This window comes from Paraburkholderia sp. GAS334, from assembly GCF_050436625.1.
Lineage (GTDB): Bacteria > Pseudomonadota > Gammaproteobacteria > Burkholderiales > Burkholderiaceae > Paraburkholderia.
Genome location: NZ_JBNDMO010000001.1, coordinates 186,874 through 211,111, shown reverse-complemented (window position 1 = coordinate 211,111; position 24,238 = coordinate 186,874). Strand labels below are relative to the sequence as shown.

The window sequence follows — 24,238 nt, the reverse complement described above, 5'->3', positions numbered from 1 at the left end:
TGTTTTCCCTGGCGGCTCGCCGCGCGTAACGATCTACACTCACGCGCCAGGCAGCCGATGAATTGCATGAGGACCTGAATCACGATGGAAACCGATCTGGAAGACAAGGACGACGCCGACCGCTACCGCGCGCCCGCACTCGACAAGGGCCTCGACATCCTTGAACTGCTCGCGGAGCAGAAAGGCGGATTGACGCGCGCGGAGATTACGAAGCTGCTCGGCCGCAACGCGAGCGAGATGTACCGGATGCTGGAGCGGCTCGTCGCGCGGCAGTACGTCGTGCGCTCGCCGGGTGGCGACCGTTATTCGCTGAGCCTGAAGCTGTATGCGCTCGGGCATCGACATCCGCCGATGAACCGGCTGATTTCCGAAGCGCTGCCGCTGATGCAGCGGTTCGCCGATACTGCCGAGCAATCGTGTCATCTCGTCGTGTACGACCGTGGCAACCTGCTCGTGATCGCGCAGGTCGATGGGCCGGGCACGTGGGGCATTTCCGTGCGGCTGGGTTCGCGCGTCGGGCTGATCGATACCGGATCAGGCCGCGTGATGCTCGCATTCCAGACGCCCGAGCAGCGCGCGCATCTGCTCGCGGAACATACGAAGGTGAAAGGCGAAGTGACGATCGATCGCGACGCGCTGGAGCGTGTGTGTGAGGAGACGCGTAAGGCGGGCTTTTCGAAGAAGGACAGCCAGCAGACGTTCGGCGTCACCGATCTGACATTCCCGGTACTCGGACCATCGGGTCAGGCGATTGCGGTGATGACGTGTCCGTATCTGCGGCGTATCGACGAATACGTCGCGCCGACGCTCGAAGCGGTGACCGACATGTTGCGCGAAACGGTCGAGGCGCTTTCGATGTTTCGTGAGCGTGTGTGAGGGCGCACGTGCATGCGCGCGCGGAAACCGGAACGGGCTTGTGTGATAGCGGAGACGCGTTAGAATAGCGGCCCTTTCCGAAACCGCCGCGCGATTGTGTGTCGTGCGCGCCCTTTGCATACGTCATGGCTAAACTTCTGAACGATCACGAATTCCAGCGTTTTTCCGAGCTTCAGCAGAAGCAGGCCAGCTTCACGATCACGAGCGAGGAAGCCGACGAGTTACGCGATATCGTCGCGCGCGCGCAGAAAAAACGCGACGATCGCGCGGCTGCGATGCAGGCTATCGAAGCGCATATCCAGCAGTTCGACATCACCCCCGACGAGCTTTTCTCGTCCGAACAGATCGCCGATGCGGCGCGTACGTACGGCCTGATTCCGGCTGCGAAGAAGGAACGCGTGCTGCCGCCTTCGTTCACGTTCAATGGCAAGCCGTATCAATGGACACGTGCATTGCCGGAAGAAATCCGCGTGCCGCTGTTCGAGGCGTTCTCGGGTGGCCAGTCGGTGAAGCGCTTTATCGCAACGCCAAAGGATGCGGTGCGTTGTGCGGCGACGATCGCGCGCCTGGAGAAGGAAACCGGCGCGCTGTATGCGGAAGCCTGGCTCGAAGAACTGGCGGTTTCGCGTGCGCAGGTTGAGGAGCAGGCGGCGAAGCTGGGGGCATGATTATGTTGGCGCAGGCGATGAAGACTCCTCCAGCGCCAGCCTGAACCCCACCACCCCAGGATCCTCTGTCGTCGTCACTGTGAAACCACAGGCCTGCGCGAGCCGGATCATCGGCGTGTTCTCCCGCAGCGCTTCGCCGACGAGCCAATGCGTGCCGCGCGCCCGCGTATACGCGATGATCCGTTCGATCAGCAGGCGCCCCAGCTTGCGTCCCTTCTGGTCCGAACGAAGCGCCACCGCGAATTCGGCCGTTTCGTTGTCGGGATCGGCGATCGCGCGCACCACGCCGATGGTGTGCGTCGAGCCGTGCTCGTCGGTGATCGTTGCGATCAACGCCATTTCCCGGTCGTAATCGATCTGCGTCATCCGTGCGAGTTGCGAGTGATCGAAGCTGCGCACCGCCCCGAAAAAACGCAGCCGCAAATCATCGGGCGTCATCGCCTTCACCAGCTCGCTATGCGCGGCTTCATCTTCCGGCCGGATCGGCCGGATCGTCACGCGCAGGCCGTGCCAGTCGAGCGTCTCTTCGAAGCGCCGCGGATAAGGCACGATCGCAAGCCGGCTGCGCTTGCGCGCCAGCCTCACGCACGGCGCGACCACCACCGTGCGCGACTGGAACACGCGTAACGTCAGCGAAAGGCCGACAATCTCGCGGACGTCGCACACCGCCTGCGATAGCGCCGTCAACGCGATCAACGACGGCTCAGCGGGCACATACCGCGCGTACGGCGAACGCCCGACGATGTCGCGCGCGAGAATCGGATTGAGCGGCGGCAGGCCATAGGTGCGCATCGGCGGCGACACATCATCGGGCGACGGCGCCGTGAACAGAAACACCGGTCCGAAGTTCTCGTCATCATGCAATTCGACCGTGATATCGACCACCACCCGCTCCGCCGATTCCTTCGGCTCGACGACCAGGCCAAAGTGTCCCAGCAGACGCGCAGCGCCCTCGCCCGTTAACTTCACTCCCGTCGATTCGCCGGCGTGTGCCGCTTCGGCCGCTGCCAATGCAGCGCATGCTTCGGCCTGCGCGGCGTCGATCGATTCGGGAAGCCGCGCGGGCAAACCTTCCGGTGTCTGCATCAGCAATTCACGGCCGAGCCGGTAATCGACCAGACGCGCGAACGCGCTCGCGAGACGCTGCGGCGTCGTGTGCACCGGAATGCCCTGCGCGTGCAACGCATCGCGCGTTGCGGTATCGACGCCACCAAAGAAGCACGCCAGCAGCCCGCGATACGCAAACTTGTGCTGTGCGATCAGCACGCGCGCGACCTGCGCAGCGGGCGCACTGTGCGTCGACGCGTGGACAACGAATGCGGTGCCAGTTGCGCGCTGCGACGCCAGCACTTCGAGCGCCGTGCCGAAGTGTTCGGGACGCGCGTCATCGCCAAGCAGCAACGGGTTACCCGGCGTCACATTCGGCAACGCTTGTCTCACGACTTCGGTCGCGCCGTCGGGCCAGCGCGCGAGCGTGTCACCGGCCGCGACGAATGCGTCGCATGCGAGCGCCGCGACGCCGCGATCGCTGGTGATGAGCGTCGCCGTATCGCTGGCTGCGACGCGGCCCACGCCGAGCGTTTCGATTTCGTCGAGCAGATCGTCGAGCGAATCGACGCGCACCATCCCCGCGCGACGAAACGCGGCCGTGTAAAGCGCGTCGGAGGGATCGGCGCGGCCTGGGCGCAGCGCGAGCACTGGCTTGTTGCGCGCCGCCGCGCGTGCCGCCGACATGAACTTGCGCGCCGCGCGCACCGTATCGAGTTCGAGCAGGATCGCGCGCGTGCCGGGATCGCTCGCGAGATAGTCGAGAACATCGCCCGCATCGACGTCCGCTTCGTCGCCAAGCGCAACCGCGTGCGAGAAGCCGAGCCCGCGCGCATGCGCCCAGCCGAGCACCGCGTTCGTCAACGCATTCGACTGCGATACCCAGGCGACACCGCCCGCCTTCACGGTGGACGACGGCGCGCCGAGATGCGCGCCCAGCGCAGGCGTCATGACACCGATACTGCCGGGCCCGACGATACGCAACAGATGCGGCCTCGCAGCAGCCAGCGTATGACGCAGCGCCGTCCGGTCGTCGTCGCAACGCACTTCGCCGACGATGATCGCCGCGCGTGTTCCCATGCCACCGAGCCGGTGCACGATCGCGGCCCACGTTGCAGGCGGCGTGCAGATCAATGCGACGGTCGGCGGCAAGGTCAGATCGCCGACGTCAGCAAACACGCGATGTCCGTCGAGTTCGTCGTACTTCGGATTGACCGGCCACAGCATGCCGCCGAAACCCCCGTCGAGTACGCGCGTCCACACCATCTCGCCGATGCTGCCCGGCCGCTTCGAGGCGCCGATAACGGCAACGGATTCCGGTCGAAACAGCGCGTCGAGATTGCGAACGGTCACAGGTACTCCGCGGGGCAAGGTCTGAATGGCGCGAGCAGCCGCATGGTGGGCCCGCATTAACTCACAGGATAGGCGAAGTCGGCGCGTGTGGCTCGCGCGAATCCGGCCAGCCCGGCGAACGCGAAGCGCGCATCCCATGGTCCTGCGCAGTTGCGCACTCCGATAAATAGATTACCGCTTATATGTGAGCGGTAATCTTGGTTTATCGCTCACATATAAGCGGTAACTGGATGTTTACGAGACGCGGCCACTGCGCGACGGCAAACGCCCTCGCCGCGCTGCGTCAAGAAAAGTCGCTGCGCGGCGCTGAATTCTGGCTCAACTGGCGGTAACATTCGGCCCTGTGACGGGCGCCACTGACAAGGCGGCGCCCGTCGGATGACAGACAGGCCGCGGCAACATCAGGACGGATACAGATTCCGGAGACACCCCCTGACAGCGCGCCGACGAAACACCAGAAAAGACGGAAGGACCAGACCATGCGACGCCTGCCATCGCTGATCGCGTTGCGCTTCTTCGAGGAGACTGCCCGCCACCTGAGTTTCAACCGGGCGGCGACGGCGCTATGCGTCACGCAGGGCGCAGTGAGCCGGCAGATCAAGATTCTCGAGGAGTCGCTCGGCGCGAAGCTCTTCGAGCGCGACCACAAGGGCATCAGGCTGACGGTGGCGGGCCAGCATCTGCTGCCGTGTGTATCGGACGCGTTCGATACTATCGAACACGGTACGCGCCAGATCACCACCGCAAGCGGACGCCGGCGGCTCGTACTCTCTGTGCCGCCGACCTTCGCCACGCAGTGGTTCTCGCCGCGGCTGGGCTCGCTCGCTGTCGAGTTGCCGGACGTCGAACTGTCAGTACGCACGGAGCCAACCGACGATTGCCATTGCAACATCCGCTTCGGCCGCGACGGCCTGCCCGATGCGCACTCCGCGCTGCTGATGTTCGAGCGTCACACGCTGGTTGGCGCGCCCAGGCTCGCCGGGGAACCCCTGGAAGCGCTGCTCGATAGCATGCCGGCACTGCATGTGCTCCATAACGGAACGCGACTCAACCTGTGGCCCGCGTGGCTCGCCACAGCAGGATTGCCCGAGCGTTATGCCGAAAACGGTATCGAATTTTCGAACCTGCAACAGGCGATCAACGCGGCGCGCAAAGGCGTCGGTCTCGCGATCGTCGATCGCAACATGATCGTCGACGAGCTGGCCGACGGAAGTCTCGTGACATTGTCCGCGGTCGAAGTCAACGGGCCGTTTGGTTACTGGCTGGACATCGAGCAGCGGCACGCCGCGCTGGAGCATGTCCAGGCGTTTGCCAGCTGGCTGCGGGAAGAAGTGCTAAAGATGGAATAAAAAAAGCCGGGCCCGCCTGCGCCCGGCTTTGCGCCTTTACGTGGAAGAAGAACCGCGTTACATCGCCTTCTTGAACGGCGCGCCGGAATGCTCGCGCAGTTCGTTGAAAACGATCTTCGGCCACGCCTTTTGCGCGACTTCGATCTCGGAGATGTGCGAAGCGAGATACGTCGGCGCATTCGATGCGTCGAGCGCGATCCGCGCCGCGTACGAATCGGTAAAGCGACGCAGTTCCGCCGGATCGTCACACGTCACCCAGCGCGACATGCGGTAACGCGCCGGCGCCATCCGCACGTCGACCTTGTATTCGGTCGACAGCCGGTGCGACACCACTTCAAACTGCAGTTGCCCGACCGCGCCGAGAATCGTCAGGCCGCCCAGGTCCGGACGGAATACCTGAATCGCGCCCTCTTCGCCGAGCTGCTTCAGCGCTTCGCCAAGCTGCTTGGCGCGCATCGGATCGACCACTTCGACCGTCTGGAAAATCTCCGGCGCGAAGAACGGCAGGCCGACGAACTGCAGCATCTCGCCTTCGGTCAGCGTATCGCCGAGCGAAAGCGTACCGTGATTCGGGATGCCGATAATGTCGCCCGCATACGCTTCACTCACCGTCTCGCGACGCTGCGACAGGAACGTCACCACATTGCTCGCGCGGAACGTCTTGCCCGAGCGCGTCACCTTCAGTGCCATGCCACGCTCGAAATGCCCCGAGCACACGCGGATGAACGCCACGCGGTCGCGGTGCGCCGGATCCATGTTGGCCTGCACCTTGAACACGACACCTGTGAACTTCGACTCGTCCGGCATGACCGGACGTTGCACCGCCATGCGCATCGAGGGCGGCGGCGCGAGGTCGACGAGCGCGTCGAGAATTTCCTTCACGCCGAAGTTGTTGATCGCCGAGCCGAACAGCACCGGCGACTGTTGACCTGCGAGGAACGCTTCGCGATCGAATTCCGGCGACGCGCCGGTGATCAGTTCGATTTCGTCCTTCGCACGCGTCCATGCCTGGCCGAAGCGCTTTTCGCCGTCTTCGTCGGAAATGTTGTGCAGCGTTTCCACCGCGCCGCCGGCCGTGTCCTGACCCGCGCGGAACACGCGTACCTGGTCGCGCTGGATGTCGTAGACGCCCTGGAACTCCTTGCCCATGCCGATCGGCCACGTGAACGGCACCGCCGCCACGCCAAGGTGTTCCTCGATTTCATCGAGCAGTTCGAGCGGTTCGCGCACTTCGCGGTCAAGCTTGTTGATGAAGGTGACGATCGGCGTCTTGCGGCTGCGGCACACTTCGAGCAGCTTCAGCGTTTGCGCTTCGACGCCGTTCGCGCCGTCGATCACCATCACGGCCGCGTCGACCGCCGTCAGCACGCGGTACGTGTCTTCAGAGAAGTCTTCGTGGCCCGGCGTGTCGAGCAGGTTGATGACCGCGTCGCCGTACTCGAACTGCATCACCGAGCTCGCGACCGAAATGCCGCGCTGCTTTTCGATCTCCATCCAGTCCGACGTCGCATAGCGATTGCTCTTGCGGCCCTTCACGGTGCCGGCGATCTGGATCGCACCCGAAAACAGCAGCAGCTTTTCGGTAAGCGTGGTCTTGCCCGCGTCGGGGTGGGAAATGACCGCAAAGGTACGGCGGCGTTTGAGTTCGGAGACTGACATCGGTGCTGGGAATCACGGTAGGGGTTCGAGCGCGCGCAAAGGCCTGTGACCGGCGCGGGCTGGTGCGTCGGCTCGGCCTGACGCGGCGGCGCAGGCGGGGAACTGGTCGAAAAACGCGAATTCCCGGCACAGAACAGCGCCGGGACGAATGATACACGTCATGGGCGCCCGCGTCGGGAAACGGGGCGCCCGGGTCGGACGGACGGCGGCCCCGTGGAAGGGACGCCGAACGGAAAATCAGCTCCGGCTGGCTTCGTTGAGCGTCAGGTGCTTCGTCTCGGGTGCCCACGCAATCGATACGACCATGCCGATCAGCAGCACCGCCGCGAGCACCATCATCGTCGCGTGGAAGCCGAGTTGCGCGATGCCGAGCGGCAGCAGGAAGGTGCCCACCGCCGAACCGAGCCGGCTGCACGCTATCGCAAGACCGACGCCGCACGCGCGCACTTCAGTCGGGAAGCACTCCGGCGGAAACACGCCGACCAGGTTCGAGAAGGCCGACATCGTCAACGTAAAAACGGCGAATGCGACGATCATCGCCACCGTCGCCGAATTGGGCAGCACGCTCAGCGCGACCAGTGACAGGCAGGTGACAGCGAACGATCCGATCAGGAACGTGCGGCGCGGCAGCTTGATCGTGAGCCAGATACCCATCAGCGCGCCAAGCACCAGGAAACCATTCAGCAGGAAATCCGCGCCGAAGCCTTCGTTCAGGTGAATCACCTTCAGGATGCCCGGCAAGAACGTGTAGATCGCAAAATACGGGATCACGAGGCACACGAAGAACGCGCAGTTGAAAACCGTGCGACGGATCATGTCCTTTTTAAACAGCCGCCCAAAGCCGCTGTGACTGTGTTCTTCGACGCTGCCGTCGAGCGTGACATTTGGACCAAAGTGCTTCAGGACGATCGCTTTCGCTTCGGCGATCCGTCCATGACCGGCCAGCCAGCGCGGCGACTCAGGCGTGCCGATACGCATCAGCAGCACGAGGAATGCGGGCACACCCGCCGATGCGAGCAGCCAGCGCCACGCGTCCGGCGAAGCATCCGCGTAGTGCATGCCAAGCACATTCGCGACGACATAGCCAATCGTCCAGATCACGCTGAACGAGCCCAGCAGGGTGCCGCGATGTTTTCGCGGCGAAAATTCCGCGAGTATCGCGTGGCCAACAGCAAAATCGCCGCCCATCCCGAAGCCGATCAACACCCGTAACGCGCACAGTGCGAACGGCGAAGCCACATAGAACTGCGCTAACGCGGCCACGGTGATGATGAGGAAACTGAGCAAAAAGATCTTCTGGCGACCAAGGCGGTCCGACAGCCAGCCGAACACCAGGCTGCCGACGAAAATCCCCATCAACGCCGAACTGCCGATCATGCCGGTCCAGAACGCGTCGAGCGGCATCTGCCGGTTCAACGAGGCGAGCGCATAGCCGATCGTGCCGAGCGCATAGCCTTCGGTGAAATGCGCGCCAAAGGTCAGCCCTGCAATCTTGACGTGGAATGCGTTGAGCGGCACGTCGTCAAGGCCAACACGGGCTTGCGCCGGCGCCGGCGCGCCAGCGGTTGCCGCGCGCGATTTGGAAGAAGCCGGTGCAAGCCCGAGCGTGCCCGCCTGGATATCCTGATTGCTCATGTGTCTCCCTGTTTTTTGGGCGATGCGTTGCCCGTGGTCGGGCAAACGCGTGAAACAGATCCGCCTGCCACGTGCATCGATGGCACGGGCGGGCGAGCACCCTTGCGGGTCAGCGGCCGAGACCGCCCATCATCATGTACTTCAGTTCGGTGTATTCATCGAGACCGTACTTCGAGCCTTCACGGCCGAGCCCCGATTCCTTCACGCCACCAAACGGCGCGACTTCGGTCGACACAATGCCTTCGTTGATGCCGACCATGCCGCTTTCCAGCGCTTCCGCGACGCGCCATGCGCGGCCCAGATCACGCGTGTAGAAATACGCAGACAGACCGAACGGCGTGTCGTTCGCCGCAGCGACCACCTCTTCTTCAGTCGTAAAGCGGAAGCAGGCCGCGACGGGGCCGAAGGTTTCTTCCCCGGCGATCAGCATCGATTTCGTTGCGTTCACCAGTACCGTCGGCTCATAGAACGTGCCGCCCAGCGCGTGACGGCTGCCGCCCGTCAGCACCTTTGCGCCTTTCCGCAGCGCGTCGGCGACGTGCGTTTCGACTTTCTTCAGTGCGGCTTCGTTGATCAGCGGACCCTGTTCGACTTCGCCCTGCAGCGCATTGCCGACACGCATCGCCTTCACCGCCTTCGTGAGTGCCTGCGTGAACGCGTCGTAGACGCCGTCCTGCACGTAGAAGCGGTTCACGCACACGCACGTCTGCCCCGTGTTGCGGAACTTCGATGCCATCGCGCCCTGCACGGCGGCGTCGATATCCGCATCGTCGAACACGATGAAGGGCGCATTGCCGCCAAGTTCGAGCGACAGCTTCTTGAGCGTGTCGGCCGATTGCTTCGCGAGGAGCTTGCCGACGCGCGTGGAGCCGGTGAACGACAGCTTCCGCACAACCGGCGATTGCGTGAGCGCGCCGCCGATCGCGACGGCGTCGCCGGAAACGATGTTGAATACGCCTGCCGGAATGCCGGCCTGTTCAGCGAGAGTCGCCAGTGCAAATGCGGACAGTGGTGTTTCTTCCGAAGGCTTAAGCACCATCGTGCACCCTGCCGCGAGTGCCGGGCCCGCTTTACGCGTGATCATCGCGAGCGGGAAATTCCACGGTGTAATCGCCGCGACGACCCCAACCGGCTCGCGCGTCACGATGATCTTCGCCTTCGGATTCGGGCTCGGAATCACATCGCCGTAGCTGCGTTTCGCTTCTTCGGCAAACCATTCGAAGAAGCTCGCCGCGTAGCCCACTTCACCCCGCGCCTCGGCGAGCGGCTTACCCTGTTCACGCACCATGAGCTCCGCAAGCGAATCGCGGTTTTCGAGCATCAGCTCGCCCCAGCGCTTCACGCGGGCCGCGCGTTCCTTCGCGGTCAATGCACGCCATGCGGGCAGCGCTTTTGCCGCAGCCGCGATGGCGTGTGCCGTTTCGGCCGCGCCGCCCTTCGCGACGTTCGCGATTACATCGCCCGTAGCCGGATTGCGCACGGCATAGGTTTCCCCGGCGCCGGCGTCATGCCACTCGCCGCCGATGTAATGTCCTTCACGCAGAAACTGACTCATGCTGCCTTTCCCAATGTGTCGACGAAAACGCCTTGTGCGGCGCGCGGCTCACGCGCAACACGGCGGCCCGCCGTGTAATCGTTGATCAGATCGCACGGCGTGTAGTTGCGTTCGAGTTCGTAGCGTTCGTCGGCGTCTAGTTTCGTATCGAGCGCGGCGAGCGCACTGTCGAACTGCGCGGGCGTATCCGCGCCCACCAGCATGCTCGACACGCCGCCATGATCCAGCACCCACGCCTGCGCGATCTGCGCGGCGCTCACGCCACGCCGCGCGGCGACGCGCGCCACCGAAGCGGCAATCTCTCGCGATGCCACGTCGCCATACATCTGCGCGGTGAAGAAGTCGGTCTGGTTACGCGTCGAGCCCGGATCGCCTGTCAGCAGACCGCGTGCGAGCGGGCTGAACACCGACACGCCGACGCCCTGATCGATACAGTACGGAATCATCTCGCGCGCTTCCTCGCGATATGCAAGGTTCAGCTGCAACTGCATGTTGACCGGCTTGTGCCAGCCGTTGCGGTCGCAGACCTGCATGATCTTCGCGAACTGCCACGTGTACATCGTCGACACACCGATATAGCGCGCCTTGCCCGCACGCACGATGTCGTTGAGCGCGCCCATCGTCTCTTCGACAGGTGTGTTCACATCGAAGTAGTGCAGCATGTAGACGTCGACGTAATCCATGCCGAGCCGCGTAAGCGACCCGTCGATGCCGTCCATGATGTGCTTGCGCGAGTGGCCGCCCGCGTTCTGATACGTGCCCATGTCGTAGCCGACCTTGGTCGTCACGACAATTTCCTCACGGCGCGCAAGGCGCTTGAGAATGCGGCCCACGACTTCTTCGCCAGCACCGGTCGAATAGAAATCGGCGAGATCGATGAAGTTAACGCCCGCTTCCAGCGCGTGACGCACGATCGGTTCGCTTTGCGCTTCGTCGAAAATCCAGGGCTTCCATTGCGGCGTGCCCATGTTCATCGTGCCAAGGCACAGACGCGACACCTTCAGGCCCGACTGGCCCAGACGAACGTATTCCATGAATCTGTCTCCTGAGTTCGGGATCGCGCGACGTTGGATCTCCGTCGTGGCGCGCGGATCACGTGATATCGATTAGCGTTGTTTCGGCGTGTAGAACGGATTCGAGACGTCGCGCGCGGCAGCGAATACTTCGTCGCGATGCGGCAAGCCCTTCATGGCGGCGAGAATCGCGTTCCGGCATGCGTGATAGTTGTTTTCGTAGACGGCGTCGAGGTCATCGGTCTCTGGATTGACCCAGTTCGCCGACACAACGACCCAGTCGTTTTCCGCTTCCGGCGGCAACGTGCCGTTTTCGAGCGACTCGGCAACCGCACGCGCGATGCCGGCCTGCGAAGCGCCCCACGTCGCGTTGCCGTGGAAGTCGCCATCGATCTGCGCCTTGTTCACATACAGCGTGAGCGGCTTGGTCGGGACACCCGGACGGGCGATCACGACGAACGGCGCATGACCGCTGGAAGGCGTGGCAAGCGCGGTTGCGAAGGCCTGACCCGCGGGACCACTGCGCGGGCCGACCAGCACGTTGATGTGCGCGAGGTTCACGCCCGGGCCTTCGAATCCTTCACCGATATAGAGTTGCTTGTCCGCTGTTGCGCTCATGGTCTGTCCCGTCGGAAGTGGGGGTTAGTCGATGGCTGATTGTGCGGCGAGCCACGCGGGACCATGAATCGATGATTTTTGATCCGGGGTATGAGACGGACTCATTTCCGGGTTTCCACCGAGGGCAACTGCTGACCCGGGGCCCGGCGCGCGAAGGGTGAGGGTTTTCGGGACCTGTTGCGCGAGGTATATCGCAACGTGATCTTTCTGTGATTCGCAATGCTTGCCACACCCCGCGTCAGCACACGATCAGCAGGCGAAGCGATGTCGATAGACAACCTCGCGACACCGCTTGCGGCTCCTGAAAGTGAATCTTCAAGATCGCCGAAAAGCCTTCCTGTATAAGGCTTTCCGTCGTTTCGTGAAGGCATTCTCAACGCGACGCTTCATGCATCGACACATGCACGCCGGGCGGCGTCGCCTGAAAGAGGGAGATGGGGTCACCACGACATGGACGTTCGACAAAACAACGTCACATCTGCTTGAACGGAGACGTCCGAACGGCGAAAGGTGAGAGTTTTCGGGACTTAAGGAGCGGTGCGAGATACGACGCATCGAGACTCACCTGCGTCGGAACGACAATCCGACCTCAGCGCGAACACGCCACCCGCAACAGGCGCATCAGCTTTCGATCAAAAACCGTTCGCGGTTCTTGCCGGCCAGCCACCCTGGTGAGCGGCCACGTCCACTCCACGTTTCGCCCGTCTTCGGATTTCGATAGCGCGGCGGCAAGGCGGACTTGCGGCCCTTTGTTTTAGCGCCTTTCGTGCCGGCCGTCGCAAACCCGAGCTCTTCGGCCGTGATGTCGAATTCGTCGATCAGTTGTTTGATCTCCGCGATGACCTGCGCCATCTCCTTTTCGCGCGCCACCTCCACCTCCTTGTGGAGCTTCTCGAGCTGCGCAGTCAACTGCTTGTAGCTGGCCATGAGGAAAGGTCTCCAGTCAGTATCGGTAACGACGACGGTGTGACTCTACCAGTCCGAAAAAGTGCCGGCCACGTGCCCCCCGGACAGCGCACTCTCGCCGTGCCGCCTGCGCGCGGCTACCTGCCGCTGCGAGCGTCAGTCGTCGATCGCGTCGTACAGCCGGCGCTCGAACTCGACCGACATCGGGAACGGCTCGATGCCACGCCGCTGGATGAGCATCATCGCGATCATGTCTTCGACTGGATCGGCGAGCCAGCTGGTGCCGAAAGCGCCAGGCCAGCTGAACGATCCGGCCGACCGGTAGCCGAGCGGCAACTGCTGCGCGGGATCGTCGACGATTGCAAGTCCCAGACCAAAGCCCTGTCCAGCCCATACGATATGTCCGAACGACGGCAGCCTGCGCTGGTCGCGGCTCAGAAAATTCGAGCGCATGAGGTCGACCGAACGATGCGACAGCAGGCGCGTTTCACCGACGCGGCCACGCCCCAGCAGCAGGCGGGCGAACTGCAGATAGTCTTCAGCGGTTGAGACAAGCCCGCCGCCGCCGCTATGAAACCGCTCCGGATTGGCCCAGCGGCTACGGTCTGGATGATCTTCGACCACACGCTGCCTTGTCGTCGGATCGATCGCGTAAGCGGTGGCGAGGCGCGGAAGCTGCGCCTCGGGCACCCAGAACGCCGTATCGCGCATGCCAAGCGGCCCGAAGATGCGCGTACGGAAGAACTCGCCCAGCGACATGCCCGTGATGCGATGGATCAATACGCCAAGGACGTCGGTCGCAACACCATAGTGCCAGCGCGAACCGGGCTGGAACATCAGCGGCAACGTGGCAATGCGCTTGATCCACCCGTCCGGGCCGACCGCCGACTCGAAACCGTTGAAGGCGGTCAGATAGGCCTCCGCAAGCGGCCCGAGCGCGGTGAAGTGATAGGCGAAGCCCGCGCGATGCGTCAGCAGGTCGAGGATCGTGATCGGCGCACGCACTTCCACGGTGTCGTCGAGCGGGCCAGCCGGATCGCGCAGCACCCGCAGGTCAGCCAGTTCCGGCAGCCAGCGCGTAACGGGCGCATCGAGCGTCAGCCGGTCTTCCTCGGCCAGCATCATGATCGCCGCACTGGTCACAGGCTTCGTCATCGACGCGATGCGAAACAGCGTGTTGCGCGCCATCGGCTGCTGCGACATGTCGTCGAGCGCGCCGAGCGAGTCCATCTGTGCGATTTCGCCGTGCCGCCAGATCAGCGTCACGACGCCGGCCACCTCACCCCGGTCGACATAGCCCTGCATGGCCGCGGTCAGCCTGGCCAGCCGCGCGGATGAAAATCCTGCCTGCGTCATAGGTTGTCCTGGTTGCACCGATAGAGGCGGCACGCGCGTGATGCGGGCGACGGACGCCTGCTGCATCGTCGTGGACCCTGCGGACCCCACGCGAGCCAGAAACGGCCTGATTCCGCGCAGCCGCGCCACCTGAAGCGTGTCACGCAGCTATAAAACTACAACGTGGCAGGAGAATCGGCCAGGCCCGCGGCGCCGTCATTTGACCTGCATGCGCGCTTCGAGCGCGCGCAGGGCCTCGCACAGGCGCTTCACGCGGCTGGCCTGCGAGGGCACCAGCGCAGCGCCCAGAACGCGATCGATCCGGCCCCGCCAGTACGACAGCGGGATGCGATCCTGATCCGTGAGGCGCGAGATGACATGCTCCAGATGCTCAATGTCTTTTTCGAGTTGGTGATGATTCATTGCTTTCCCCGGAATTGCTGTTTTCGGTCCCAGCTATCTCCGCACGAAATGTGCCGCAACCGCGCGTTCTACCTGAAAAAGGAAAATCCTGCTTCCCGGCGCTCTTGCTGGCGTCGATCGGAAAAAATCAGGGAAAACGCATGTTACGGCAATACCGTGCGACATGGATGAAGACTATAAAGCGTACCTCTTCCATTCATCCGTTAGCCGCCGCACGGAAAAAAGCCGCTCTTTGCGAGAGATTGGCGGCAGAGAAGCCAGATTAACGGCGGCTAATTGGACTGTATATTCCTCATTTGCGGAAGAGCATGAAATGCGTGGCCGGTTGAATAATCGTCATCCGCGGCTGGCCGCGACGACATGGGGGCGCAGTGGAATCGGGCGAAGAACAGTATGACCGGCTGGTGCATCGGATATATGACACCGTCACGGAATCGCAAACCTGGCACGTCCTTTACGCAGAGCTTGCCGGTCTCATTGGCGCGAAAACCATTCATCTTGTCGGTTTCGATAAAAAGCATAACGCGCTTTCATTTAGCGACGGTTTCAATCTGCTTCCAGGCCGGGAACTCGGTTACATCCGCCGTTATCACCACATTGATCCGCGACTTGCGATGGTGTGGTCTCAACCGGTACTCAAGTGGTTACATTGTCACGAGCATTTTGACGAAGCATTTGTTCGCAATAACCCGTTTTTTCAGGAATTCCTTTTACCAGGCGGACGACGTTATGCGTCATGCGTAAAACTCGTTGACGATGAAACCGTTACAGTCTTCTTCGCCTGCCTGAGAACCAGCGATCAGGGTCCTTTCGACCCAGACGCCGTGGCGCTGCTCGAAAGGCTGACGCCGCATCTGGCGCGCGCCGCGAAATTTCAGGTGCAGCGCTTCGTATTTTCTACCGACGCGCTTGTCGGACATGCGCTCGTCAACCGCTGGCGCCAGCCGGTCATTCTCGCGAGTACCGAGGGCGACGTGCTCCGGCTCAACGGCGCCGCCGAGCGGCTGTTACAAACGACGATGATGGTGCGCACGAACGATCGCAAGGTGACACTGCCGCAGCCGTTCCAGCAACGCTTTCTCGACGATTGCGCGACGACGGAGGCGCACCTGCGCGTCGCCAACGCGGACGTGCATGCAGATGCGGCGCGCTATCGCGTGATGCGCATCCAGGACGAGACCAGCCCGTTCCCGCAGGACACGCTCTACGCGTTCTACAACCTGATCCCGCCAGGCGATGTGTCCGCCGTGTTCGGGCTGCGCGCGATCGTGATGCTGATTTTCTACCATCCGCCTTCCGCGCCGCCGGTCGACGAAGACCTGCTCGCCGCCGCTTTCGACCTGACACCAGCCGAGTGCCGCGTGGCGCATTTTCTGGCCGAAGGCATGTCGCCGAAGGAAGTCGCCGCGCGCATCGGCGTACAGCACGACACGGTACGCAAACAGCTGCAGTCGATCTATCAGAAGACGGCGACGAACCGCCAGCCGGATCTGATCCGTCTGCTGCTGCATTTGCCGGGAAACGGCGGCGGGCAGTAACGGCGTGACCCGCTCAACCCGGCTCAACTCGCCTTGCACGCGAAGAGCAGGTTGCGCACGCCGTTGACAGTCGTCTGACGCACGATTTCGAACGGGCCGCCACACATGCCGCGTGCCTGCTGCTCGCAACCGTCGCCGCCGGCCGCGGAACACTGAACCTGTGTCGTAGGCAGGCCGTCGGGCGAGAACAGTGGCGGCGCGCTGCTGCAGCCGGCGAGCGCGGCAAGCGCAATGCCGGCGCACGTGGCGGCAGTGGCGAATACAGCGCGTGCGGCAAAGCCAGGCTGCGCGCGGAACAGACGATTGCGTTTCATTGAAAACCCCGGTTGGTCTCTTGTTATGTCAATCCCTGGATTTTGCCACGCGACCGCGACGATGCGTCAGTCCGGCGCGGCAACTGTCTTGTATGGAAGCGGCCCGCGCGGACTGGCCGTCACGCGCATGAACACCTGCTCGACGTCGGGAATCGCTGCGAGACGCTTCTGCAATGCGCCCACGTCGAACGATGCCGGCGCGCAGCCTTCCGCGTAAACGAACCGTCGCTGCACGGTGATCCAGATGCTCGCGCCGTCGAAGCCCTTTGGCTGGGCGAACTGCGCGCGGATCGCTTCGGCGATTTCCGGATCGTACATATAGGAATTCGGTTTGGTGCATCGATGGGCAAGCCAGCACGTCGTCCCGCGCTCGACGCGGTAGTGCGCGTCGTCTTCCATCTGCGCCTTTGTCATCAGTGGGCCGAGCGGCACCGGACAATCCGCCGCCGCTTGCGACAGCGTGAAAAACGGATCGTTGTACCAGTTCTTGCGTTCGACCGCGGCAGGCGCGGGTGCAGATGGGGTTAAAGCCGATGACGCCGCCTGCGCAGCCGTTCCCTGCGCATGGAGCGATGCGCTCATCGTGAGCAGCACCGCAGCGAATCGCCAGTGCTTCATGTCACACCTCGATGTCGTATGCCGCGATCTTCTTGTAGAGCGTCGCGCGTCCCATACCGATTCGCGTCGCGGTTTCCGTCACGCGGCCGCCGCTTGCGCGGAGCGCATCGCTGAGAAAGCGCTTTTCGAACGCGGCCATCGCGTCAGTCCATGTTTGCTGGTCTGCAACCGTCGCATCCCCGCGCGCGGCTACGGCTTCGCGTGGCATGGCAGGCGCCTTCACCGGACCCAGGAACGGCGCGAGCGCGCGGGAGTCGATGCGTTCGCTATCGGACATCATCACCGCGCGCTCCAGCGTGTTGCGCAGTTCGCGCACGTTGCCCGGCCACGCATGCACGCACAACAGACGCAGCGCGTCTTCCTGCAACTCGAAGTGCGCGCCCGGCACGTTCAACGACAGATCCTCGAGTATCGCGTACGCCAGCGCTTCGATATCTGACACGCGTTCGCGCAGCGGCGGCGCGTGGATCGTCAGCACGTTGAGGCGATAGAACAGGTCGGCGCGAAAGCGGCCGGCGGCGACCAGCGCCGGCAATTCCGCCGATGTCGCCGCAATGATCCGCACGTCCGCGCGCACGATCCGGTTCGAGCCGAGCGGCTCGAACTCTTTGTCCTGCAGCACGCGCAACAGCTTGCCCTGCAGGGGAAGCGGCATGTCGCCGATTTCGTCGAGAAAGAGCGTGCCGCCGTCGGCGAGTTCGAACTTGCCCACCCGGCCCTTGCGATCGGCGCCCGTATAGGCGCCCGCCGCCGCGCCGAAGAATTCGACTTCGAGCAATGTATCGGGAATCGCTGCAACGTTGACCGTCACCAGCGGCTTGTTCGCCCGCGACGACGCCCCATGAATCGCATGCGCCAGCAGTTCCTTGCCGGTGCCCGTCTCGCCAAGCAGCAGGACTGGCGACTCGACCTGTGCCGCGCGACGCCCCTGCCGCTTGACTTCGAGGCTCGCCGGGCTCGTGCCGACGAAACTCGCGAACGTATATTTGGCACGCCGCGCCTGCGCGAGCGACTGACGCGTCGCGATCAGTTCCTGCTGAACGCGCGAGTAGTGCGAAAAAAGCGGCGTAAGCGCCTTGAGTTCGTCGAAGAGCGCAAAGCCGACGGCGCCGACGGTCACGCCCGCATCGTCCTTCAGCGGCAAACGGGTGACGACAAGCGGCTCGCGGTCGGTCTCCAGAATATCGAGCAGGATCGGCTTGCCTGTTGTAACGACGTCACGCATCAGGCTGTTGGGAATCACCGCCTCGCAGTCGCGGCCGATCGCCTGCTGCGGATCGGAAAACCCGAAGCGCGCCGCGTAACGTTTGTTGATCCAGACGACGCGCGCGTCGGCGTCGACGATAAACGTCCCTTCGCTGAAGTTCTCGAACGTGCGAAAGAGCGAATCCATCGCCCTTCGTAGTACGTCGCTATAGTTCTCGGGCAGGCCCGCCCAGTCGTTCATCATGGTGTCGCTGTCTCCCATTATCGTTTTATGTGTGCCGCCGTCTCTAATCATGGACAGCTTATCTCAATGGCGAGATCGCCAGCAAGGCCGCCGGTTCTGGCGTGATTGAAGTCGGAGCACCTCAGCGTGCCTCTTTTCGTCTCAAAGTCGAGACTTTATGTACAATCGGTCGCACCGCGCGCTGGACGGCGGGCCGATCACGCGGCCAACACGCCGTCAAATGGCGGGTGGCACAAAAGCTGCGTACGCGAGCGCCGGCTCGCTTCGCTTCCGGTTTGACCGCCGGGCGCGCGTGCGTACAACAAACCAAGCTCTGGAGACTTAATGTCCTTTGTAATCGTCCTCGCCGCCCTGGTGTTTCTGATGTTCGCCGCCTATCGGGGCTACAGCGTGATCCTGGTCGCGCCGATCGCCGCGCTCGGCGCCGTGCTGCTGACCGATCCCGCTGCCGTCGCGCCCGTCTTTTCCGGCATCTTCATGGAAAAGATGGTCGGCTTCGTCAAGCTCTACTTCCCTGTGTTCCTGCTCGGCGCCGTGTTCGGCAAGGTGATCGAGCTATCGGGTTTCTCCGAATCGATCGTCGCAGCGGCGATCCGCTACATCGGCCGCTCGCGGGCGAATGCGGTGATCGTTGCGGTGTGCGCACTGCTCACCTATGGCGGCGTGTCGCTGTTCGTGGTCGTGTTCGCGGTATATCCGTTCGCCGCTGAACTGTATCGCCAGAGCAACATCCCGAAACGTCTGATGCCGGGCGCGATCGCGCTCGGCGCGTTCTCGTTCACGATGGATTCGCTGCCGGGTACGCCGCAGATCCAGAACATCATCCCGACGACGTTCTTCAAGACGACTTCATGGGCCGCGCCGTGGCTGGGCGTTATCGGTTCGATCTTCATCGTGGTGGTCGGTCTGACGTATCTGGAATGGCGTCGCCGTGCGGCGATGGCGACGGGCGAAGGCTACGGAACCGAGCTTGTGAATGAGCCGGAACGGGTCGAATCGAAGGCGCTGCCGCATCCGTTGCTGGCTGTCGCGCCGCTGATCCTGGTGGGTGTCGCGAACTTCGCGCTGACGCGCATGATTCCCGAGTGGTACGGCGCAAGCTACACGGTCGCGCCGGAAATCCTGCCGGGCGTGCACGCGCCGGTGACGACGTCGGTGAAAGCTGTGGTTGCGATCTGGTCGGTGGAAGGCGCGCTGCTGCTCGGCATCCTGCTCGTCGTGCTGACGGCGTTCGGCCGCGTGCGTGAACGCTTCGCGACCGGCACGAAGGCTGCTGTCGGTGGCGCGTTGCTCGCTTCGCTGAATACCGCGTCGGAATACGGCTTTGGCGGCGTGATCGCGGCGCTGCCTGGCTTCCTCGTCGTCAGCGACGCGCTGAAGAGCATCCCGAACCCGCTCGTCAATGCGGCTGTGTCGGTGAGTTCGCTGGCGGGGATTACGGGGTCGGCGTCAGGCGGGATGAGTATCGCACTGGCGGCGATGTCGGATCTGTTCATCAAGGGCGCGGAAGCCGTGCACATCCCAATGGAAGTCCTGCACCGCGTGGTCGCGATGGCGAGCGGCGGCATGGACACGCTGCCACACAACGGCGCGGTGATCACGCTGCTCGCGGTGACCGGCCTCACGCACCGTCAGTCGTATCGTGACATTTTTGCTGTCACCGTCATCAAGACGCTGGCAGTGTTCTTTGTGATCACGGTGTACTACACGACCGGGATTGTCTGATCCCGACCGGCCAGCGGACGCGCAATACGCCGCTGGCTATAGCTCAGGATGCGCCAGGTCGCCGGCGACGATATGCTCGCCGTGCACCTGGGCCGCCGCCAAAGCTTCATTTTTCGTCACGAAAGGGCCGAGTTCGGGCGCGCCGTCGAACGGAAACAACACCTTCCCGTCCGTCTTTCGAACCACCCTCAAAACCCCGAAAAACCGGCGATAGCCGGCGAGCTTCGTTGTCGCCAAGACATCGAAATCGTCTTCCGACGTGGCGGGCAGGCTGGGAATAAACTTGAACGTCGACATAACTGGCGTGTGAATTGCAGCGCCAGGCGGCTATGCAGCGCGAAGTTTCGCTCGCTGCGCGCCGCCGGCTGGTGGGACTGGCGTCAGGCGCCGTTACTGCCAGGCTTCCCGCTGCCACGGGCCCCATTCGGCGCCTTCGGTCTTGAATCGCGTGTAGGTCGCGCTGTGGCCGGTCGGATTTTCGGACATATCGCCTTCCGGTTTCACGTCAGTCGTGTGAAGCGCGAAGGCCTGATGATCGTCTTTATCGATGGTAACCCGCCCAATGGGATCGGTTCCATCGTTCTGTTTTGACTCCAGAATCACGAAATAAGGGGCGAGTCGACCCCAAAAGGCGGTTAATTCATCTTGCAAGTAATGTGTCATGTAGTTCCTGGAATGTTGGGCCCAGTTTACCCTGGTAACGTTCTGGCAACGTTTTTCGCCCCCGGGGACGCTTTTTGGGCCGCCCGGATCACGCAAAATTCATGACCCCGTGTACTTGCTGATAGGCGGTTTTCATAAAGGCGTGGTACAACTCTATCTTCGCGTCTGTCGATCGAGAAATACGGCGGGCGCGATGGAACACAACTTTTACTGGATTAAAAATGGCAACTGGTACCGTGAAGTGGTTCAACGATGCGAAGGGTTTCGGATTCATCACGCCGGACGACGGCGGCGAAGATCTGTTCGCACACTTTTCTGAAGTTCAAGGTAGCGGCTTCAAGTCGCTGCAGGAAAATCAGAAGGTTAGCTTCGAAGTGAAGCAAGGACCGAAGGGCAAGCAAGCCGCCAACATCCAGCCGCTGTAAGCAGCTGGACGGATCGGTTTTGCGACTACGAATGGCCCGCCCTCGCGGGCCATTCGTACTTTGACGACAGCGATCGGGTCGCTGCCGGGCGGTTGTTCGTGCGTTTGTGCGGGCACAACGCCGCTGACATCCCGTCCGCACCGCGCTGACGCCGCGGTGCGTCGACTCACACCACGGTGCTGACCGCTTCTCGACTGCTTACGTGTCCACGTCATTCGTCCTTGCCCGGGAAGCCTGCTGCTGACGCCCGGAGGACTTATGCGCGTACTGGTTGTCGGTGCTACTGGCCTGATCGGAACACACGTCGTTCGGCTGCTTTCGCCTGAACATGAGGTGATCACCGCAAGCCGAAAAGGGTCGGCAGTCCCTGTGGATCTCTCCGACAAGGCGAGCATCGTCGCGATGTTCGACACCCTTGGAACCGTTGACGCGGTTATCTGCACCGCTGGCGCCGCGAAGTTCGCGCCGTTGAGCGCGCTGTCGGATGCCGATTTCGAATTCAGTCTCGCCAACAAATTGATGGGCCAGGTCAATCTGGTCCGCTGCGCCGCCGCGCACCTCTCGCAAGGTGGGTCCGTCACATTGACGAGCGGCATACTCGCCCGGCATTCAGTGGAAGGCAGTGCGGCGGTGAGTATCGTCAATGCGGGCGTCGAGGCGTTTTGCCGGTCCGCCGCGCTCGAATTGAAGGGAAAAGCGCGGGTGAACGCGGTCAGTCCCCCATGGGTCGCGGAAACGCTTCAATCGATGGGTCGCAACCCTGCCGATGGAAAGCCTGCGGCAGTCGTGGCGCTCGCGTATAAACGCAGCCTGACTGGAGATATCACCGGGCAGGTGATCGACGTAGAGTAGCGCCCGCGCTGATCCGGCCTGCGCCATATCGCTTCGCATGACGTACGTTTCGCGTACGTCTACGCGTCGCGCAGCAGTTTCCCCGCAGAGCGCAGGCGACGCTTGCGCTCCTTCTCAAGCCATTGCAAAGCGGAATCGCGGGCACCGCTGCCCGCAAACAGATCTGCGTTCTGACCTAGCAGCGCTTCGCTCGCGACGACATCGTTCAACGCGCCAAACCGCTTCTGGAGTTTTTTAAGGCGCTTGATCGTCTGGCGATGCTTGTCACGCAATACAGGGCCAAACAGATCCAGTAGATAGCGAAGCTTCTTGCCCGCCTTGCGGACCTCGTGAAAGGACGCGTAATCCGACTGCTTTGCGCGCGCCGCACGCTTCATCCGCTTGCGCAAGGCCTTTTCGGAAGCCGACACCCGACGCTCTGCAAACTTCCTGATCGATACGCGGTCATGCGCGGTGTTCAGCGCTTTTGTCGAACTCGACAGCGTTTCGCGCAGGACGTCCTTCACGTTCGCATTGGAAAGGGTCTCCCGACTCGTTGCAAGCGCCTGCGCGCGCGCGGCCCTTAATTCGCTCGAAGAAGCCGATTCGGCAGCGATCTCGTCGGAAAGCAGCTGAAGCAGGATGTCCCAGTCGCGCGTTTTGCCGGCGGCCGTGGCGAGATACTTGAAGAGCGCGCGTTGACGCGTGTTGCTGTCTTCATCCAGCAATGGGCTGTACGCCCACCAGAGCGAGCGTAACCGTCGCAGCGAAACGCGAAGCTTGTGAAACGATTCGGGATCGGCGTCCTCGCCGAGTTCAGCGGCGAAAGCGATCGCCTCATCAACCAGAGGCGACGCGAGCGATGAGAATGCGGCCGCGGCGTCTCCCTGTGGTTCAGGTCCCGAGCCCTGCCCGGATGTCTCGTCGCGCTTCATTCGATCCCCCACGGGAACATGGTTTTACGCAGGACGGCAAACCGGATTGCCGACGTGCGCCACTCAGCCTTACTTCAGCATAGACGCATGCGGCCCGCTCAAGAAATCGAAGAATGAATATGGACGACGGGGCGCATATCGGGTGGCGCTGGATGGCCACGTCGCCCAAACGCTGCACGCCTGTGCCGGTTGCAAATGCCGGCATCGAGACGCTCGCACATGACGAACTCGTGCCCCGACATCGATACGTTCGACGCCCTACGCCTGTGTCCCGAGGCGCTCAAGCTTGCAGAGAGCGGGGATGCGTTTCAACACCAATGACGCGGATCGCGCGGACGCGATCAGGACAGGAAGACCGTTTCCTGTCCTGATCGTGTCCGCCGCCGTCGAGACATTTTCACCCAACGACGCGTACCCGAAGCTCAAGCCGCCGAAACAGCACCCGCCGTCGCCGCAATCTTTTTAGCCGCGGTTTTCTTCGCTGCCGTTGCCTTTTTAGACACGGCCTTTTTAGCCGCCGTCTTTTTGACAGCCGCCTTTTTACCCGCGGCGGTAGCAGTACGCTTCACTGCCGCCTTGACGCCCGCAGCCTTCTTTGCGGCCGTTGTCTTCTTTGCAACGACCTTCTTGGCCGCGGCCTTTTTCGCAACAGCACCCCGCTTGCCAGCTGCCTTCGCTCCGGCAGCAGCAGTCGATACCGCGGAAGCAGCATCGCTCGCTGCATCAATCAGAAACTTCGTGCGGTCTTTGACGTTCTTGATCCAGGCCGGCGGACGTGCGTGACCACTCCACGTAGCGCCGGTTTTCGGATCGCGATACTTCGGCGGAAGTTTGCCCTTTGCAGCGCCAGCAGATTTTGCTTTGCCATTCGCTGCGCGGCCGCTTAAAGCACTTGCCTCGCGTCGTGCTTTCGCTTTTGCCTCAATGTCCGCAGTCGTCAAACCATGCTTCAGCATCAATTCACGAATCTGGTTCACCGCCACTTGCGCCTTGCGCGCAATGAGGGCATCAGCTTGCGCCTGGAGCTTTTTCAGTCGCGCCTGGATTTGTTCTAGTGTGGCCATCAGAGCCTCCCTTCAGGTTTAGATGGTCGCACTATGCCACGTGCCAGGGCTATATGACAAAAGTTTTGTCAATACTTGACGTTGTTAAAGCGATATTTTCCGCATTCACATTTCGTTTCCCTGGTTTTCGATACTCCCTTTAAAGCCCTTTTTAACCTTTTTAAATCCCTTCGAGCGCTCTTCGCGCGAAGCGCGAGCAGCCGCGAGATGTCGATGCAAAGCGCGATCACGCGCATCG

The 24,238-nt window shown here is 62.5% G+C and carries 23 protein-coding genes; 7 read left to right on the top strand and 16 right to left on the bottom strand.

Annotated features, from left to right (window positions below; all coding sequences use genetic code 11):
• Positions 1–84 precede the first annotated feature (84 nt).
• Both P3T21_RS00915 and P3T21_RS00910 read left to right on the top strand, forming a co-directional pair.
• On the top strand, positions 85–876 hold the full coding sequence (locus P3T21_RS00915; protein ID WP_429254048.1) for an IclR family transcriptional regulator: 792 nt from the start codon (positions 85–87) through the stop codon (positions 874–876).
• A gap of 125 nt (positions 877–1,001) precedes the next feature.
• A complete protein-coding gene (locus P3T21_RS00910) occupies positions 1,002–1,544 on the top strand; it encodes a hypothetical protein (protein WP_429254047.1) in 543 nt (180 codons plus the stop codon).
• Here P3T21_RS00910 and P3T21_RS00905 read toward each other — a convergent pair whose 3' ends face one another.
• The gene (locus P3T21_RS00905) at positions 1,545–3,944 is read right to left on the bottom strand and encodes a GNAT family N-acetyltransferase (RefSeq protein ID WP_429254046.1); all 2,400 of its coding nucleotides are present in this window, start codon (positions 3,942–3,944) and stop codon (positions 1,545–1,547) included.
• Between the two features lie 479 nt (positions 3,945–4,423).
• On the opposite strand from P3T21_RS00905, the gene P3T21_RS00900 reads away from it, so the two are divergent.
• The gene (locus P3T21_RS00900; protein ID WP_429254045.1) at positions 4,424–5,293 is read left to right on the top strand and encodes a LysR family transcriptional regulator; all 870 of its coding nucleotides are present in this window, start codon (positions 4,424–4,426) and stop codon (positions 5,291–5,293) included.
• A 57-nt stretch (positions 5,294–5,350) separates the two neighbouring features.
• On the opposite strand, the gene P3T21_RS00895 is transcribed toward P3T21_RS00900, so the two are convergent.
• From P3T21_RS00895 to P3T21_RS00860, 8 genes are all read right to left on the bottom strand, one after another.
• Complete coding sequence (locus tag P3T21_RS00895; protein WP_429254044.1) at positions 5,351–6,952, bottom strand: peptide chain release factor 3; 1,602 nt, start codon at positions 6,950–6,952, stop codon at positions 5,351–5,353.
• Between the two features lie 237 nt (positions 6,953–7,189).
• Complete coding sequence (locus P3T21_RS00890; protein WP_429254043.1) at positions 7,190–8,587, bottom strand: MFS transporter; 1,398 nt, start codon at positions 8,585–8,587, stop codon at positions 7,190–7,192.
• Positions 8,588–8,696: 109 nt separating this feature from the next.
• Positions 8,697–10,142, bottom strand: coding sequence for an NAD-dependent succinate-semialdehyde dehydrogenase (locus P3T21_RS00885; protein ID WP_429254042.1), 1,446 nt, complete (start codon positions 10,140–10,142; stop codon positions 8,697–8,699).
• Positions 10,139–11,176, bottom strand: a complete 1,038-nt coding sequence (locus tag P3T21_RS00880) for an aldo/keto reductase (protein ID WP_429254041.1) — start codon at positions 11,174–11,176, stop codon at positions 10,139–10,141. Before P3T21_RS00880 ends, P3T21_RS00885 begins: the two co-directional genes overlap by 4 nt.
• A 72-nt stretch (positions 11,177–11,248) precedes the next feature.
• Complete coding sequence (gene fae, locus P3T21_RS00875) at positions 11,249–11,773, bottom strand: formaldehyde-activating enzyme (protein ID WP_429254040.1); 525 nt, start codon at positions 11,771–11,773, stop codon at positions 11,249–11,251.
• A 621-nt stretch (positions 11,774–12,394) separates the two neighbouring features.
• Positions 12,395–12,700 carry an H-NS family nucleoid-associated regulatory protein gene (locus P3T21_RS00870; protein ID WP_429254039.1) on the bottom strand — a complete coding sequence of 102 codons (306 nt, stop codon included), beginning with the start codon at positions 12,698–12,700 and terminating at the stop codon, positions 12,395–12,397.
• Between the two features lie 135 nt (positions 12,701–12,835).
• Complete coding sequence (locus tag P3T21_RS00865; RefSeq protein WP_429254038.1) at positions 12,836–14,035, bottom strand: serine hydrolase domain-containing protein; 1,200 nt, start codon at positions 14,033–14,035, stop codon at positions 12,836–12,838.
• 195 nt (positions 14,036–14,230) lie between these two features.
• Entirely contained in the window at positions 14,231–14,437 is a 207-nt protein-coding gene (locus P3T21_RS00860) for a hypothetical protein (RefSeq protein WP_429254037.1), read from the bottom strand.
• Between the two features lie 371 nt (positions 14,438–14,808).
• Between P3T21_RS00860 and P3T21_RS00855 the strand changes: the two genes are divergently transcribed.
• The gene (locus P3T21_RS00855) at positions 14,809–15,975 is read left to right on the top strand and encodes a helix-turn-helix transcriptional regulator (protein ID WP_429254036.1); all 1,167 of its coding nucleotides are present in this window, start codon (positions 14,809–14,811) and stop codon (positions 15,973–15,975) included.
• A gap of 23 nt (positions 15,976–15,998) precedes the next feature.
• Here the strand turns inward: P3T21_RS00855 and P3T21_RS00850 are convergent, their stop codons facing one another.
• The 3 genes from P3T21_RS00850 to P3T21_RS00840 all read right to left on the bottom strand — a co-directional run bounded on the left by P3T21_RS00850 (position 15,999) and on the right by P3T21_RS00840 (position 18,357).
• A complete protein-coding gene (locus P3T21_RS00850; RefSeq protein ID WP_429254035.1) occupies positions 15,999–16,289 on the bottom strand; it encodes a hypothetical protein in 291 nt (96 codons plus the stop codon).
• Between the two features lie 66 nt (positions 16,290–16,355).
• Positions 16,356–16,907 carry a BON domain-containing protein gene (locus P3T21_RS00845; protein ID WP_429254034.1) on the bottom strand — a complete coding sequence of 184 codons (552 nt, stop codon included), beginning with the start codon at positions 16,905–16,907 and terminating at the stop codon, positions 16,356–16,358.
• Between the two features lies 1 nt (position 16,908).
• Complete coding sequence (locus P3T21_RS00840) at positions 16,909–18,357, bottom strand: sigma-54 interaction domain-containing protein (protein WP_429254033.1); 1,449 nt, start codon at positions 18,355–18,357, stop codon at positions 16,909–16,911.
• Between the two features lie 324 nt (positions 18,358–18,681).
• Here P3T21_RS00840 and P3T21_RS00835 point away from each other — a divergent pair, with 324 nt between their 5' ends.
• Entirely contained in the window at positions 18,682–20,082 is a 1,401-nt protein-coding gene (locus tag P3T21_RS00835) for a GntP family permease (RefSeq protein WP_429254032.1), read from the top strand.
• Between the two features lie 36 nt (positions 20,083–20,118).
• Here the strand turns inward: P3T21_RS00835 and P3T21_RS00830 are convergent, their stop codons facing one another.
• Positions 20,119–20,379 (bottom strand): DUF6723 family protein, encoded by a 261-nt coding sequence (locus tag P3T21_RS00830; protein ID WP_429254031.1) that lies wholly within the window; start codon positions 20,377–20,379, stop codon positions 20,119–20,121.
• A gap of 93 nt (positions 20,380–20,472) precedes the next feature.
• Positions 20,473–20,745 carry a hypothetical protein gene (locus tag P3T21_RS00825; RefSeq protein WP_429254030.1) on the bottom strand — a complete coding sequence of 91 codons (273 nt, stop codon included), beginning with the start codon at positions 20,743–20,745 and terminating at the stop codon, positions 20,473–20,475.
• A gap of 221 nt (positions 20,746–20,966) precedes the next feature.
• On the opposite strand from P3T21_RS00825, the gene P3T21_RS00820 reads away from it, so the two are divergent.
• Positions 20,967–21,170 carry a cold-shock protein gene (locus P3T21_RS00820; RefSeq protein WP_090535384.1) on the top strand — a complete coding sequence of 68 codons (204 nt, stop codon included), beginning with the start codon at positions 20,967–20,969 and terminating at the stop codon, positions 21,168–21,170.
• A gap of 258 nt (positions 21,171–21,428) precedes the next feature.
• Positions 21,429–22,022, top strand: coding sequence for a short chain dehydrogenase (locus P3T21_RS00815; protein WP_429254029.1), 594 nt, complete (start codon positions 21,429–21,431; stop codon positions 22,020–22,022).
• 59 nt (positions 22,023–22,081) lie between these two features.
• On the opposite strand, the gene P3T21_RS00810 is transcribed toward P3T21_RS00815, so the two are convergent.
• Entirely contained in the window at positions 22,082–22,936 is an 855-nt protein-coding gene (locus P3T21_RS00810; RefSeq protein WP_429254028.1) for a CHAD domain-containing protein, read from the bottom strand.
• 422 nt (positions 22,937–23,358) lie between these two features.
• Positions 23,359–23,919, bottom strand: a complete 561-nt coding sequence (locus P3T21_RS00805; RefSeq protein WP_429254027.1) for an H-NS histone family protein — start codon at positions 23,917–23,919, stop codon at positions 23,359–23,361.
• Positions 23,920–24,238 lie beyond the last annotated feature (319 nt).

What these genes read in the sequence shown, in the direction of transcription:
- P3T21_RS00815 (WP_429254029.1), top strand. Translation starts at nt 21,429, where the DNA reads ATGCGCGTACTGGTTGTCGGTGCTACTGGCCTGATCGGAACACACGTC.
- P3T21_RS00845 (WP_429254034.1), bottom strand. Translation starts at nt 16,907, where the DNA reads ATGAAGCACTGGCGATTCGCTGCGGTGCTGCTCACGATGAGCGCATCG.
- P3T21_RS00810 (WP_429254028.1), bottom strand. Translation starts at nt 22,936, where the DNA reads ATGAAGCGCGACGAGACATCCGGGCAGGGCTCGGGACCTGAACCACAG.
- P3T21_RS00890 (WP_429254043.1), bottom strand. Translation starts at nt 8,587, where the DNA reads ATGAGCAATCAGGATATCCAGGCGGGCACGCTCGGGCTTGCACCGGCT.
- P3T21_RS00880 (WP_429254041.1), bottom strand. Translation starts at nt 11,176, where the DNA reads ATGGAATACGTTCGTCTGGGCCAGTCGGGCCTGAAGGTGTCGCGTCTG.
- P3T21_RS00865 (WP_429254038.1), bottom strand. Translation starts at nt 14,035, where the DNA reads ATGACGCAGGCAGGATTTTCATCCGCGCGGCTGGCCAGGCTGACCGCG.
- P3T21_RS00895 (WP_429254044.1), bottom strand. Translation starts at nt 6,952, where the DNA reads ATGTCAGTCTCCGAACTCAAACGCCGCCGTACCTTTGCGGTCATTTCC.
- P3T21_RS00870 (WP_429254039.1), bottom strand. Translation starts at nt 12,700, where the DNA reads ATGGCCAGCTACAAGCAGTTGACTGCGCAGCTCGAGAAGCTCCACAAG.
- P3T21_RS00835 (WP_429254032.1), top strand. Translation starts at nt 18,682, where the DNA reads ATGTCCTTTGTAATCGTCCTCGCCGCCCTGGTGTTTCTGATGTTCGCC.
- P3T21_RS00900 (WP_429254045.1), top strand. Translation starts at nt 4,424, where the DNA reads ATGCGACGCCTGCCATCGCTGATCGCGTTGCGCTTCTTCGAGGAGACT.
- P3T21_RS00860 (WP_429254037.1), bottom strand. Translation starts at nt 14,437, where the DNA reads ATGAATCATCACCAACTCGAAAAAGACATTGAGCATCTGGAGCATGTC.
- P3T21_RS00830 (WP_429254031.1), bottom strand. Translation starts at nt 20,379, where the DNA reads ATGTCGACGTTCAAGTTTATTCCCAGCCTGCCCGCCACGTCGGAAGAC.
- P3T21_RS00840 (WP_429254033.1), bottom strand. Translation starts at nt 18,357, where the DNA reads ATGATGAACGACTGGGCGGGCCTGCCCGAGAACTATAGCGACGTACTA.
- P3T21_RS00885 (WP_429254042.1), bottom strand. Translation starts at nt 10,142, where the DNA reads ATGAGTCAGTTTCTGCGTGAAGGACATTACATCGGCGGCGAGTGGCAT.
- P3T21_RS00915 (WP_429254048.1), top strand. Translation starts at nt 85, where the DNA reads ATGGAAACCGATCTGGAAGACAAGGACGACGCCGACCGCTACCGCGCG.
- P3T21_RS00910 (WP_429254047.1), top strand. Translation starts at nt 1,002, where the DNA reads ATGGCTAAACTTCTGAACGATCACGAATTCCAGCGTTTTTCCGAGCTT.
- P3T21_RS00850 (WP_429254035.1), bottom strand. Translation starts at nt 16,289, where the DNA reads ATGAAACGCAATCGTCTGTTCCGCGCGCAGCCTGGCTTTGCCGCACGC.
- P3T21_RS00820 (WP_090535384.1), top strand. Translation starts at nt 20,967, where the DNA reads ATGGCAACTGGTACCGTGAAGTGGTTCAACGATGCGAAGGGTTTCGGA.
- P3T21_RS00825 (WP_429254030.1), bottom strand. Translation starts at nt 20,745, where the DNA reads ATGACACATTACTTGCAAGATGAATTAACCGCCTTTTGGGGTCGACTC.
- fae (WP_429254040.1), bottom strand. Translation starts at nt 11,773, where the DNA reads ATGAGCGCAACAGCGGACAAGCAACTCTATATCGGTGAAGGATTCGAA.